We start from the raw sequence: 13,572 nt of genomic DNA on the forward strand, positions 1-13,572 counted from the left end.
GTCAATCATGCTCTACACCCAAAAGAATTCGGCCACTTGAGCACGTCGCCGTGTCATTGCGATAAGCGAAATACAATTTGCGGCGCTCAGGATCAAACCGCAGGTGTAACTGGATTTCATCACCGGGGCGCACCAGTTGCTGGAACTTCAGCACTTCCATCCCGGCAAACGGGCCGGTCAGATTCAGCAACTGCCGCCCAAGGTTCAGCGCCCATTCAACCTGCACCACGCCGGGCAATACCGGGGCTTTAGGGAAGTGGCCGCTGAAATAAGCCAGATCCGGCGGCACGCTCAACTGCAGACTCCATTCACCCTCAGTTTCGACCTGTTCCAGCACTTCCGGCGCTTTCGCTCGCGGTGCAATCAGCAAGGCTTCGATATCGGCCTGCGGCAGCTTGCCTTGGCTGTTCAACGGCAATTGCCGCACCAGCCGCCAACGCCGGGGCAGCGCCAGGGCTTCGCAGTGTTGGCGCAAATGCTGGCGCAGGCTTTCGGTCAGGCTGCGGCGGCCGTGCTCACGCAAGGCAAACAGCCCCGACTCGCTGAGCACCAGCAACGCACCGAGCGAGGCGCGATTTTCCTGGACCACGCCCAGACGTGCTTCGGCGACCCAGGCGTGGGTAACCAAGGCCTGTTCGAGCATGGGCAGCGAGATGCGTTTTTCTTCGAGTTTGACGATCCGGTCCAGCCGTCCGAGCAGTTCGAAGCGGCCATCGGCAGCGATACGCGCGGCGTCAGCGGTGTGTTCGACGTGCCCGGCAGGTAAATAAGGTGAAGCGATCAGCAGGGCGCCGTCGCTGTCCTGGCTCAGTACGACATCGGCGAACGGTTGCCACAGGTGTTCGCCCTGACGCCAGGCAATGCCGCCGGTTTCCGAGCTGCCGAGGATTTCCGTCGGCCATTGCTGCAAGCGTTGCTGCAGGCTCTGCGCGGCCTCAAGCGGCAACGCGCCACCGGAGGAAAACACTCGGCGCACGGCGCTCAGGGCAGGCCAGTCGAGGTTGTCGCCCATGCGTTTGAGCAACGCCGGGCTGGCAACCCAGGCGAAGGCCGGATATTCGCGGCTGGCACGCTGCAAGTCTTCGGGAAACGCCAGTTGCTTGCGCACGAACGGGCGCCCGGCGCACAGCGGCCACAGCACGCGAAACAACAAACCGTAAATATGCTGGGTGGCGACGCTGCCGATGATGCAAGCCTCGCCGAGGTCCGTGCCCCACAATTGTTCCAGCGCTTCGACCTCGTTGGCCAGTTGGCGCAGGGTCTTGTCGATGCGTTTGGGCTCACCGCTGGAGCCGGACGTGCACAGGCTCAGACGGCACTGGTCGAGATCCAGCTCGGCACCATGCAGCGGCGGCTGCTGAAAGTCGCCAGGTTGCGCGTCATCGGCGTGATCCGTCAGCCACAGATCGACTTCAGCGGACCAGCGCTGGCGGGTTTGTGCTTGCAGATCCGAAGGCAGCAGTACACTGACGCCGGCACGCCATGCGCCCAGCAAAGCGATGGCCAGTTCGGCGGCATCTTCCAGGTGCACAGCCAGGTGCTTCACGCCCTGGGCTTGCAGACCGGCGGCAACGCTCAACGCCTGCTCGCACAGTTGCGCGTGTTCGAGGGCCGGTGCGTGGCTGATGGCCCGCGCCGGCACAGGCTTGAGCAACAACTGCTCAAGTTTTATCCAGTTCATGTACGGCCTCTTACCCGTTGTCGTATCAGCCATTCAATGGCAAACATCAGGCCGATCAATCCATAGGAAATCAGGCCGGTGTACAACATCCACCAATTCAGCGGTGCCCACAGGGTCAGCAGGGCGGCGCACAAACCGTTGCAGAAGAAAAACACGCTCCAGGCCACGGTGACCTTGCGCGTATAGCGGATCGCGATGTCCGGTAGTTCTGGTTCACGCAAGCGCGCCAGTCGCTCGACCATCGGCGGACCGTATTTCAGGCTGAGGCTGAACAGCACCAGCATGAAGCCGCTGATCAGCACCGGATACCAGCGCAGCAACAGCGGGCTGTCGAACAGCGCCAGCAACAGGCAAAAGGCGATCGCCACACAGGCCATCCACAGACTGCCGGGCTTGCGCTCGCCGGTCAGCGCCCGCGCCAGCCACAAACTGCCCAGCAGCAGACCGAACTGCCACGGGGCGAAGTGCTCCATGCCGAAATACACCGCAAAGGGGTACAGCAGACCGGCCAGCAGCAGCCCGAGGCCGATCAATCGGCTCATGCGGCCGGTTGAACCAGACGGTAGACCGCCTCGACGACGTCGCCGACAGTGCGCACCGATTTGAATTCTTCGGCGGCGATTTTCTTGCCGGTCTGACGCTTGATGTGATCGATCAGGTCGACCGCGTCGATGCTGTCGATTTCCAGATCCTGATACAGATTGGAGTCCAGGCTCACACGGGCCGGATCCAGTTCGAACAGCTCGACCAAGGCATCGCGCAGGGTGTTGAAAATATCGTCACGAGTTTGCATGGTCCGGTCTCAAGCTGCCTGTTTTGCCGTGACGAACGCCGCAAGGCTGGCCACGTTGGTGAAATGGTTACGGGTGTCTTTGGCGTCGGCGTCGATCTTGATGCCGTATTTTTTCTGGATGGCCAGGCCCAGTTCCAGCGCGTCGACGGAATCCAGGCCGAGGCCTTCGCCGAACAGCGTCTGCTCGTCGCCGATGTCGTCGGCGCTGATGTCTTCAAGGCCAAGGGCATCGATGATCAGCAGTTTGATGTCACGCACCAGGCTAGGGGTGTTCAGATCGCTCATCTTCGGCGAGCTCCTTAATGAAGTAGTTGTGCAAATAATCGTTGAGCTTGCGCGAGGCCTGCGGTGCGGGGCCCTGCGCGGCGAAGGCTTGTGGGTCTATATCGGCCCCGACGCGAAAACTGAAGTGCACGCGGCGGCTGGGAATTCGATACCAGGGTTCGGCCTTGGTCAAAGTAGTCGGGCTGACCTTGATGATCACCGGCGTGAGGATTTTCGCACCGCGCAAGGCAATTGCCGCAGCACCCCGATGAAAGGCCGGCGCCTGGCCCGGCTGGGTGCGGGTACCTTCGGGGAAAATGATCAGGGTCTGGCCGTTTTGCAGGGACTGCGCGGCGGCATCGAGCATGTCCATGCTGCCGTCGTTGCTGATGTATTCGGTGCTGCGCAACGGGCCACGGGTGAAGGGGTTTTCCCACAGGCTTTTCTTCACTACGCAATTGGCCTGGCGCACCAGACCGATCAGGAATACCACGTCGATCAGCGACGGGTGGTTGGCGATGATCATCTGCCCCGGTCGGCCCAGGCGTTCGGCGCCCTGAATGTCGTAGGTCAGCACGCCAGTACGGGCCATGAACCGCACGAAAAACCAGAACAACCGACTGACGGTCTGCCGCGCGCGATGGCGATGCGCAAGGGCGTCACCGGGCAGGCAGCCCAGCAGCGGGAACACCAGCACGCGCAGGCACAACCCGCCAAGCCCGAACAGGGCGAAGCTTGCGGCGGTGGCCAGCAGGCGCCAGTAGTAGGCGTCGCGGTTTTTCTCGGTCACGGGTTGCGTTGCCAGGTCCATACACGATTTTTCCAGGCATGTTGGCAATGGGGTTGCTGGCCGAGCAGGGTTCGCAGCAGATTGAGCGCGTGGGGCCAGTGCGCTTTTGACCGTGTTTCTGTGGTGCTGTTCAGGGTCAGCCGCCAGTCGGTACCGGGGGTGAGCAAAAGACCCAGCGCGTACGGAAACGGCACGTCGTCGATCCACGCGGAATAAGCTTCGGGCGGTTGTTCTTCGGTGATCACCAGCAGCACCGCCGGGGCGCCCTCATTGAGCAGGGCCGCGGCTTCGAGCATGCCGTGTTCGAGGCCGTCGCCGGCAGCGGCGAGGGCAGTCATTTCGCTGGTCTCGCCGCGCATGATCGACCACAGGCCGATGATCGCGTTGTGCACCGAGAGGCTGAACTGGGTCGGCGACAGCGGCTGCTCGCTGGCCAGATCGCTGAGGATTTCGTAGGTGCGCGGGGTTTCGCCGTGACGCGAAACAAACACCAGCGGCAGATTCTCCCGTCTGTCGGCCAACGGCCAGCCAACGCTGAACGCCATACGCGCCAGTCGACTGAGACGGCGGCGCTGCATGGCCGGCAAAAACGACACATCGGGCGCGGCATCACTGCTCTGGAGCACGACCGGTTGTCGGCTCCATGCCTGCCAGGCGTCCACGCTGTCGAGGCCAGGGGCCCACGCGCGCCATTGGGCGATGTTGAAGTTGATCACGGACATTCATCCCGCCCCTGCGGGCTTTCGTTGACGCGTTTAGTGGCCAGAGCCGCAGCAGGCTTGGCGTGGCGCTGGGCGCCGAGTGGCGCGCATTATCCCGGTGCGACGAGTGTGTAGCAAATGCTGGTTACATTTTGCGCAACGAAATGTACCGAGTGGTTCGCAAGAAAACTGTCATTTGGCCATTATCCAGATCGGCAGCGGCTTGTCTGTCGGGTTTCTCGCCGATCGATGGCGGTTATCGCACTATCTGTCCGCAGATATTTGCACCTGACTCTGTAGTCCATGTCCATGAAGGTAGCGAAGCGAGGTCGCGCGCATCTACACTCGGTCATTCTTTGATACACGGAGGTTTGGTCATGCGGCGCGTGGTGTTCAATCAGAAAGGTGGCGTAGGCAAATCCAGCATTGCCTGCAATCTGGCCGCGGTCAGTGCCAGCGAGGGTTATCGCACGCTGTTGGTGGATCTCGATGCCCAGGCCAACTCCACTCAGTATCTGACCGGGCTCACCGGCAACGACATCCCGATGGGTATTGCCGACTTCTTCAAGCAGACACTGTCCTCGGGGCCGTTCTCGAAGAAGAATCAGGCCGATATCTACGAAACGCCGTTCGACAACCTGCACATCATCACCGCGACGGCCGAGCTGGCCGACTTGCAGCCCAAGCTTGAGGCCAAGCACAAGATCAACAAGCTGCGTAAGTTGCTCGATGAGCTGTCCGAGGATTACGACCGGATTTACCTCGATACGCCGCCAGCGTTGAATTTCTATGCGGTATCGGCGCTGATTGCCGCTGATCGCGTGCTGATTCCTTTTGATTGCGACAGCTTCTCCCGTCAGGCCCTGTATGGCCTGATCGCGGAAATCGAAGAGCTGAAGGACGACCACAACGAAGGTCTGGAAGTCGAAGGCATCGTGGTCAATCAGTTTCAGGCCCGGGCGAGCCTGCCACAGCAGATTCTTGATGAGCTGATTACCGAAGGCTTGCCGGTACTGCCGGTGTACCTGACCAGTTCGGTGCGCATGCGCGAATCGCATCAGGCCAGCATGCCGCTGATCCACCTCGACCCGCGACACAAGCTGACCCAGCAGTTCGTCGAACTGCACAATTTGCTCGAAGATCACTGATCCCTTGAGCTATCCATGAACACCTGTGGGAGCGAGCTTGCTCGCGAATGCGTCAGTTCAGTCGACATCTTCGTTTACTGATCCACCGCTTTCGCGAGCAAGCTCGCTCCCACAGGGGGTTCTGGGGTGTGTCAGATACCCTGGCTACGCAGCCACGCCATCAACTGCGGCAACGGCAACGCGCCACTCTGACGCGCCACTTCCTTGCCGTGCTTGAACAGAATCAAACTCGGAATCGAACGAATCCCCAACTGCGCCGACAACTGCTGATTCGCCTCGCTATCAAGCTTGGCCAAGCGGCATCTCCCCGCCAACTGCGCTGCTGCCTGCTCGAACACCGGCGCAAACGACTTGCACGGCCCACACCACTCCGCCCAGACATCCACCAGCAATGGCAGATCACCCTTGATCTGACTGGCGTAATCGCCTTGCTTGAGTTCGAACGGTTTGCTCAGCAGCACGGCGGATTTGCAGCGTCCGCACTTGGGCTGATCCGCCAGGCGCTCGGCGGGGATGCGGTTGAGGCCGTTGCAGGAGGGGCAGGGGATGAGGAGTGGTTCGGACATGATGGGCTCTCAGGCAGGAAGTCTATGAGACTGATCTGGAGGCAAAGTCGCGATTATCAAGGAATTGATCTGTAGGTCATTACCTTCCTCAGTTGAGGAAAGAGCCTACGCACGTCTGCGCGGAGGCTGACTATCTGTATTTTATCTAATCGGTCATCTTGTGCAGACCTGAGCGAAATACCATTCCTATGACCGCCAAGACAGTTAAACGCCTTCCACTCTCGGAGCTTTTGAAGGGCTCTGAATATCTAAAATTCTTAAGTGCCCAAACGGTTTTTTCTCTCGCCGGGAGCTCTGTTGGATTTGAGAATGTTTGGATTGATTCCGGCGCGGACCAAAACCCGGGTTTGTTTCCTCGCTCGCTGCATCGGCCAGAAAACGAAGACGACTACGATGCTTTGGTATTGGCAGTCGACGAACTGCTGGAAATTACCGGCGATGATGAGTCGCACCCGTTGATGAGCCTGGTCGACATCATCGGTGACTGGATCGAAGAATGGGATCACACCCATCACCCCATGGCCCAGGCAAGTGGCGAAGAGGTTCTCGGTTACATGATGCGTGAGCACGGCCTGACTCAGAGCGACTTGCCGGGTGTTGGTACTCAGTCGGTTGTTTCGGAGATTTTGAACGGCAAGCGCAAGCTTAACTTGCGCCAGATTCGTTGGTTGGCAGAGCGCTTCAATGTGCCAATCGATGTGTTTACCTGATGCTGGTTCAAGACGAACAACTGATCTCCAAATGCTTGCCCCACTCCGGCGGCCGCTCTGCATAAGCCTCCATCCCCGGCTGCTGCTCAAACGGTTTGCTCAACACCGCGTGCAGCCGGCGTAGCTCTGAGTAATCCCCCTGCTCAGCCGCATCGATGGCTTTTTGCGCCAGATAATTGCGCAGGATGTACAGCGGATTGACTGCATGCATCCGCGCTCGGCGCTGCTCTTGATCGGCGTCGCCATCGCGGGCAACCCGGGCGACGTAGCGTTCGCCCCAGGCATCAAAGCCTTTGATGTCGACGAAATCGTCACGTAAATGAGCCACGGCCTGCTCGGTTGACTCTTCACCGAGTCGGCGGAAGAACAGCGTGTAATCGACGCCGCTGTTCTGCATCAGTTGCAGAAGGTCTTCCAGCAGATTCTGGTCATCATCCTCGGCCGTGGTGAAGCCGAGGCGGCGGCGCATCAAGTCGAGGTAATGGGCCTGGAACAATGGCAGGTACAAGCCGAGGGTTTCGCGCAGGGCTTCGACGCTGATGAACGGCGTCAGTGCCTGCGCCAGCGCGCTGAGGTTCCACTGGCCCACCGGCACCTGATTACTGAACGAGTAGCGGCCCCGATCATCCGAGTGGTTGCAGATGAAATTGGCGTCGAAGTCATCGAGAAAGGCGAACGGGCCGAAGTCGAAGGTGATGCCGAGGATCGACATGTTGTCGGTGTTCATCACGCCGTGGCAGAAGCCATAGGCCTGCCACTTGGCGATCAGTTCGGCGTTGCGCTCGACGATCTCACGGAACATCGCCAGATACGGTTCCGGCTGTTCCAGACATTCGGGGAAGTGCATCGCCAATACGTGCTCGCCGAGCTGTTTTTGCTGCTCGGGACGCTTGGTGTAGTAGAAGTATTCGAAGTGGCCGAAGCGGATGTGGCTCGGCGCCAGACGCAGCACCATCGCCGCGCGCTCCTGCTTTTCGCGCCAGACCGGGGTGTCGGAGCCGATCACGCACCCCGCGCGCGACGAAGGAATGTTCAGCGCGAACAAGGCTTCGGAGGCGAGGAATTCGCGGATCGACGAACGCAGCACCGCACGGCCATCGCCCATGCGCGAAAACGGCGTCTGCCCGGCACCCTTCAGGTGCAAGTCCCAGTGCTCGCCGGCAGTGTTGTAGACCTCCCCGAGCAGCAGCCCGCGACCATCGCCGAGTTGCGGCGTGTAACCGCCGAACTGATGCCCGGAATAGACCATCGCTCGCGGCTCGGCATCGGCCCACAACTTGTGGCCGCCAAACAATTCGGCAAATTCCTCGGTTTCAGCAGTCGCCGGATCGAGATCAAGCAGGGCCAGCGCCGCCGGGCTGGCGACGACCAGACGCGGATGGTCGATCGGCTCGGGCAGCACGTGGGCGGAGAACGCATCGCCCAGGCGGGCGAAGCGATTGTCGAAGGTCAGTTCGTCGAGGGCTTTCAAGGGCCGGCTCCAGCAGAATGTCCGAGCATTCTGCTGGGAATAGGCCGGTTAGTCGAGTTTGGCCGGCGGCGGCTCTTGCAGCGGTTTCTGATCGTCGGCGACCGGCACGATGGTTTTCGTTTCCGGCTCGATCGGCACCATCTTGTATTCCTGACCGTGGAGGTTCTTCAAGTAGACCTCCATCTGGCGGAACGAGATGTTGATGTGCTGCTTCTTGAACTCGCGGTTGATGAAGCGGTTGACCTCATCGAGCACCGGGTTGCGGTCACCGAGGTCGCGCACGTGCATGCGCAATTCGTGGTCGAGGGTACTTTCGCCGAAGTTGAGGAAGTACACGTGTGGCTCTGGCTCTTTGAGTACGCGCGGGTTTTCCCGGGCAGCCTTGAGCAGCAGTTCCTTGACCAGATCCAGATCCGAACCGTAGTCGACGCCGAGTTTCAGCGTGACGCGGGTGATGGTATCGGTCAGCGACCAGTTGATCAGTTGTCCGGTGATGAACGTCTTGTTCGGGACAATGATGTCCTTGCGGTCGAAGTCGGTAATGGTCGTGGCGCGGATGCGGATCTTGCTCACCGTGCCCGACAGGTTGCCGATGGTGATGGTGTCACCGATCCGCACCGGACGTTCGAAGAGGATCATGATGCCGGAGATGAAGTTCGCAAAGATCTCCTGCATACCGAAACCGAGGCCGACCGACAGCGCCGCCACCAGCCATTGCAACTTGTCCCAACTGACGCCGAGGGTCGACAGGGTCGAGACGAAGCCGACGCCGGCGATCACGTACGACAGCAGCGTCGTGGTCGCGTAGGCACTGCCCTGAGCCAGATTGAGCTTGGACAGCACAAACACTTCGAGCAGGCCCGGCAAGTTGCGCGCGAGGGCGAAGGTGATGCCGATGATGATCAGTGCGCCGAGCATGTCGCCGATGCTGATCGGCACCATGCTCATGTTGGCACCGGTGCCGCTGGTGTATTCGTAGAGGGTGATGTTGTCGAGGTACGAGAACACCGAAATCAGGTCCGACCAGACCCAGTAAAGCGCGGCAATGAAACCGCCGAGCAGGGCCAGACGGATCAGGCGCAGGGACTGCTCGTTGACCTTTTCGATGTCCAGGGTCGGCTCTTCGATCACCGCTTCACCGTCGCCAGCCTCTTTCGCCGCCTGCCGTTTGGCCAAGGCGCGCTGATAGGCCAGACGTCGCGCGGCGACGCTCAGGCCACGGACGAACGTCGCTTCGATCACCAGCCAGAACATCAGCAAGTACAGGGTGTTGATCAAGCGGTCGCTGAGCTTCAGCGCGGTGTAGTAGTAGCCGAAGCACACCGCCACGAACAACGCGATCGGCAGCAGGGTGAACATCACGCCGACGGCTTTGCGGAACAGCGAAGTGTTCTCGTGGGCCGGGCTGCTGATCAGCAGGCGGCTGAGCAGCCACGCCATCAGGGCATAGCAGGTCAGCACCACCGGCATGCCGAGCACGTCGTCGGCCAATGCCGCCGGTTGCAGTTCGGCCACGGCGACAATGGTCACCAGGGCCATGACCACCAGACCCAGTCGGCGGATCCAACCCTGGAGGAATTCGACCTGCGGCTTTTCCCAGCGGAAGTGCAGTTCCGCCACGCCACCCGGCGCGAGAATCCGGTAAGCGGTATAGAACACCAGCCACGCTTGACCCATTTGCAGCAGCGCCGCGCCCATATTGGCGTTCTGTCCGCGAGCGTCAATCTGCAACGCCAGGCCGCACAGCGCCAGACCCAGCGCCACTGGCATCGCCAGCAGGATGTTGATCAGAATCGCTTGCGGTGTGTGCCACTGGCTGTCGCGTTTGAAGTGGCCAATGTCCTGGTGAACCTTGTTCAGCCTGCCGTACAGACTCTTGCGCCGCCATAACAGCGCGCCGATCAACAGCGCCAGCGGTAGAAACAGTAACGGACGCTGGATCAGGCCGTCGGTCAGCTCGCTGAGGCTGGAGGCCCATGGCAGGGTGTCGACCTGACGCTTCAGGCGCTCCGGCACATTGCGCATCCATTCCAGGTCCAGCGGCTTATTGCTGGGGATCCAGAACATCTGCTCATCGAGGGTCGCGCGCAGGCTTTGCGCGGTGCTCAGCAGTTGTTTCTGGTTGAGTTGCAGGGTGATCGACTCGTTGAGCATGGCGCTCAGTTCGCGGTTCAAGCGCTCCAGCAGATCGGCGCGAGTATTCGCCAGATCCAGCAGGTTTTTGCGCAACTGCGGGGTGATCTGCTCCGGCGGCTGCGTGGACAGCAGGTTGTCGACATAGGCGGCCGGATTACTCAGTTGCTCACGCTGCTGGCTGACGTCGAATTGCCACAGGCGAATATCGGCGATCTGATCCGCCAGATCGCGGTCGACCTTGAGCCGCGGCAGGGCTTGTTTCTGTTTATAGAGAATCTTCGACAGCAGCAGGCTGCCCTTGAGCACGCTGATCTGCTCGTCCAGCGCGGAATCGCTTTGGGTCAGACTGTCGAGTTGTTGTTTGGTCTGCAGGTTCTGCTGGGTGACTTCGTTGAGGCGGTCAGTGCTTTTGAGCAGGTAGTCGGAAAGCTTGAGGTTCGCCGTGCTTTCGATGGCCAGCAGACTGCTGCTACCGGCCTTCTGCGCTTCGATCGATTGCTGGGTCACGGTTTCCTGCGACTGCGCCAGCCGCTTCTGGTTGATCAGGGTTTGCAGTTCCTGAATCTCGCGGTCGAGGCGGTCGGACTTCTCCGAGAGCAAGTCATGCTGAGCGTTGCCCAGATCCTGCAACTGGCTGTTGCCGGCCAGCTCCTGACGACGCAGCGGGATCAGCGCATTCAGTGCCGCCAGTTCGGCGTTCAACTGGTCGCGCTGCTCGGCGGTGACGGTTTTCCCCGCGTCCTTGCCGGACTTGAGGATGTTGTTGATCTGCTGGATGCGCGTCTGGCTGGCGGATATCTCTGCTTGCGCGCGCTCGGGGCGAGTCTGCGCGGTGATGATCAGGCTGTTGGCGTCGGCGAGGGCTTTTTGCAGATCACTTTGCTGGGTCGAGCGATCGGTGAGGATCTGCTCCAACTGCTGGATCGACTCTTTGGGGAAGCGCTGCGCCACCGGCACCGCGGCCGTAGCCTTGAGGCGGGTCAATTCGCGGGTGCTTTCAATGGTCTGCTTGGGCGCAGTGGCCAGTTGCTGCTTGAGATCGATCAGTTTCTGCTCGTAATCACGCTGATTGTTCAGCTGATTGAGCGTGTTCTGCAGGACGGTCTGCAGGCTCTTTTTATCGGCATCCGGCAGTTTGCTGTCGGCGAGCTTGTCGAGGCTGGCCTGCACGGCGTCGCTGGACGGTGGTTCGGCGGCGTAGATCGGGCCGACAGTGAGACTCAGGCCCAGCAGGGCCGCGACGAAAAAGGAGCGCAGGGTAGGCATAGAGACCGGTCAAGCAAGTGAGAGTGGACGCAGTTTAGAGGAAGAGCCCGGGGCCCGGGCGACTTCCTTCGGGGAATCTGACGCCCACTTTGCCGATCTTGTTCCCGTCCATGACCGCAACCGTCCAGTGGGTGTTATTCCACTCCACCTGGTCGCCGACGATCGGTGCACCGCCGACTTTGTGGGCGATGAACGCGCCCAGGGTCATGTTCGGATCAATACCTTCGGCGGGTAGGCCATAGAGCGCTGCAACCGCTTTAAGCTGGGCGTCTCCTTCCAGCACGAAATCGCCGAAGAAGCGCAGATCAAGGCCACGTTGTGGCGCCTGACTGAAGAGTTTTCCGAGGGCGCCAAGGTTGTGTTCGTGGCCGATAACACACAGCAAATCATCGACTTCCAGCACCGTACTACCCGACGGATGGAGCAGTTGCTGGCCACGAAACAGGGCCGCGATACGTGTGCCTTCGGGCATTTTCAGCTCACGCAGGGGCGAACCGATGCACCATTTCTCCGCGCCAAGCTTGTAAACGAACAGCTCCCACTCGCTGGTGACGTGAACTTCCAGCGCCGCCCGGGAAATCGGTGCGGGTTCTGGCGGTACGGTCACCTTCAACAGCTTGGCGACCCACGGCAGGCTCGTGCCCTGCACCAGCAGCGACACCAGTACGATAAAGAACGCGAGGTTGAAGTACAGCTGCGCATTCGGCAGCCCGGCCATCAGCGGGAACACCGCGAGAATGATCGGTACCGCGCCGCGCAGGCCTACCCAGGAAATAAAGGCTTTTTCGCGGCCATGGAACGCCTTGAACGGCAGTAGGCCGACCATCACCGACAGCGGCCGCGCAAACAGAATCATCCACAGCGCCAGACCGAGGGCGGGCAGGGCGATCGGCAGCAAATCGTGCGGCGTCACCAGCAGGCCGAGCACGAGGAACATGCCGATCTGCGCCAGCCACGCCATGCCGTCGAGCATGTGCAGGATGCCGTGACGGCTGCGCACCGGGCGGTTGCCGATGACCAGACCGCACAGGTAAACGGCGAGGAAGCCGCTGCCGTGCAGGGCGTTGGTCAGGGCGAACACCACCAGACCGCCGGCGATCACCAGAATCGGATACAGCCCGGCGGCCAGATTGATGCGGTTGACCAGTTGCAGCATCAACCAACCGCCACCGAGGCCGATCACGCCGCCAATGCCGAACTCGCGGATCAGGTGGGTCAACAGGCTCCAGTGCAGCCCGGTCTGACCGCTGGCGAGCATGTCGATCAGAGTGACAGTGAGAAACACCGCCATCGGGTCGTTGCTGCCGGATTCGATTTCCAGACTGGCGGTGACCCGTTCGTTCAAGCCTTTGCCGCCGAGCAGCGAGAACACCGCCGCGGCGTCGGTTGAGCCGACGATGGCGCCGATCAACAGGCCTTGAATCAGATTGAGGTCAAACAGCCATGCGGCGGCCATGCCGGTCAGCCCGGTGGTGATCAGCACCCCGACCGTGGCCAGCGATAACGCCGGCCATAGCGCCACGCGGAAACTCGACACCCGCGTGCGCAAGCCACCGTCGAGGAGAATCACCGCGAGTGCGAGGTTGCCGACCAGATAGGCCGTCGGGTAGTTATCGAAAATGATCCCGCCGCCATCGACCCCGGCGGCCATGCCGACCGCGAGAATAATGACCAGAATCGGAATGCCGAGACGGGAAGAGAGTGAGCTGACGAGAATGCTTGCGCCTACCAGCAACGCGCCGATCAAGAACAGGCTGTTGATGGTCGTCGCATTCAAAGGCAGTACTCCAGAAGCGTAAAGACGGGCACAAACTGACCATGCAGTCTGCGTGCCAGCGATTCTAACCTGTTGAAATGTGATGCTGTCAAAAAGCTTTTTCAGTGTGGCATCAGGTTTTGTGTTCGGCGGGCGATTGCTGCCCTCACCCTAGCCCTCTCCCGGGGGGAGAGGGGACCGACCGCGGTGTTTGTGCGAGGTACATCGACCTGAAATTCCGAGTCGAACTCAGGTTTTGAAAAACACGAAGATCTGCTCCCTTTCCCCCT

General features: G+C 60.6%; 12 protein-coding genes. 2 read left to right on the forward strand and 10 right to left on the reverse strand.

Features of this window, described 5'->3' with window-relative positions; all coding sequences use genetic code 11:
* Position 1: 1 nt before the first annotated feature.
* The 6 genes from ACWR1S_RS03290 to ACWR1S_RS03315 are packed head-to-tail and all read right to left on the reverse strand — an operon-like array spanning position 2 to position 4,250.
* A complete protein-coding gene (locus ACWR1S_RS03290; protein WP_454562400.1) occupies positions 2 to 1,681 on the reverse strand; it encodes an AMP-binding protein in 1,680 nt (559 codons plus the stop codon).
* On the reverse strand, positions 1,678 to 2,223 hold the full coding sequence (locus ACWR1S_RS03295) for a COG4648 family protein (RefSeq protein ID WP_093430103.1): 546 nt from the start codon (positions 2,221 to 2,223) through the stop codon (positions 1,678 to 1,680). The genes ACWR1S_RS03290 and ACWR1S_RS03295 overlap by 4 nt, the downstream gene beginning before the upstream one ends.
* A complete protein-coding gene (locus tag ACWR1S_RS03300) occupies positions 2,220 to 2,474 on the reverse strand; it encodes an acyl carrier protein (RefSeq protein WP_064388843.1) in 255 nt (84 codons plus the stop codon). The genes ACWR1S_RS03295 and ACWR1S_RS03300 overlap by 4 nt, the downstream gene beginning before the upstream one ends.
* A gap of 9 nt (positions 2,475 to 2,483) precedes the next feature.
* Entirely contained in the window at positions 2,484 to 2,759 is a 276-nt protein-coding gene (locus ACWR1S_RS03305; protein WP_116029224.1) for a phosphopantetheine-binding protein, read from the reverse strand.
* On the reverse strand, positions 2,737 to 3,549 hold the full coding sequence (locus ACWR1S_RS03310; protein WP_454562401.1) for a lysophospholipid acyltransferase family protein: 813 nt from the start codon (positions 3,547 to 3,549) through the stop codon (positions 2,737 to 2,739). Before ACWR1S_RS03310 ends, ACWR1S_RS03305 begins: the two co-directional genes overlap by 23 nt.
* Positions 3,525 to 4,250, reverse strand: a complete 726-nt coding sequence (locus ACWR1S_RS03315; RefSeq protein WP_454562402.1) for a beta-ketoacyl synthase chain length factor — start codon at positions 4,248 to 4,250, stop codon at positions 3,525 to 3,527. Before ACWR1S_RS03315 ends, ACWR1S_RS03310 begins: the two co-directional genes overlap by 25 nt.
* Positions 4,251 to 4,606: 356 nt before the next feature.
* On the opposite strand from ACWR1S_RS03315, the gene ACWR1S_RS03320 reads away from it, so the two are divergent.
* Positions 4,607 to 5,377 (forward strand): ParA family protein, encoded by a 771-nt coding sequence (locus tag ACWR1S_RS03320; RefSeq protein ID WP_454562403.1) that lies wholly within the window; start codon positions 4,607 to 4,609, stop codon positions 5,375 to 5,377.
* A gap of 131 nt (positions 5,378 to 5,508) precedes the next feature.
* Here ACWR1S_RS03320 and trxC read toward each other — a convergent pair whose 3' ends face one another.
* A complete protein-coding gene (gene trxC, locus ACWR1S_RS03325; RefSeq protein ID WP_454562404.1) occupies positions 5,509 to 5,943 on the reverse strand; it encodes a thioredoxin TrxC in 435 nt (144 codons plus the stop codon).
* A 317-nt stretch (positions 5,944 to 6,260) separates the two neighbouring features.
* Between trxC and ACWR1S_RS03330 the strand changes: the two genes are divergently transcribed.
* Positions 6,261 to 6,653 carry a helix-turn-helix domain-containing protein gene (locus ACWR1S_RS03330; RefSeq protein ID WP_454562473.1) on the forward strand — a complete coding sequence of 131 codons (393 nt, stop codon included), beginning with the start codon at positions 6,261 to 6,263 and terminating at the stop codon, positions 6,651 to 6,653.
* 7 nt (positions 6,654 to 6,660) lie between these two features.
* Here ACWR1S_RS03330 and selO read toward each other — a convergent pair whose 3' ends face one another.
* The 3 genes from selO to ACWR1S_RS03345 are packed head-to-tail and all read right to left on the reverse strand — an operon-like array spanning position 6,661 to position 13,303.
* Entirely contained in the window at positions 6,661 to 8,124 is a 1,464-nt protein-coding gene (gene selO, locus ACWR1S_RS03335; protein ID WP_454562405.1) for a protein adenylyltransferase SelO, read from the reverse strand.
* Positions 8,125 to 8,172: 48 nt separating this feature from the next.
* Complete coding sequence (gene mscK, locus ACWR1S_RS03340; protein WP_454562406.1) at positions 8,173 to 11,526, reverse strand: mechanosensitive channel MscK; 3,354 nt, start codon at positions 11,524 to 11,526, stop codon at positions 8,173 to 8,175.
* Between the two features lie 34 nt (positions 11,527 to 11,560).
* Complete coding sequence (locus ACWR1S_RS03345) at positions 11,561 to 13,303, reverse strand: potassium/proton antiporter (protein ID WP_454562407.1); 1,743 nt, start codon at positions 13,301 to 13,303, stop codon at positions 11,561 to 11,563.
* Positions 13,304 to 13,572: the final 269 nt, after the last annotated feature.

The organism is Pseudomonas sp. AIG (assembly GCF_977020205.1).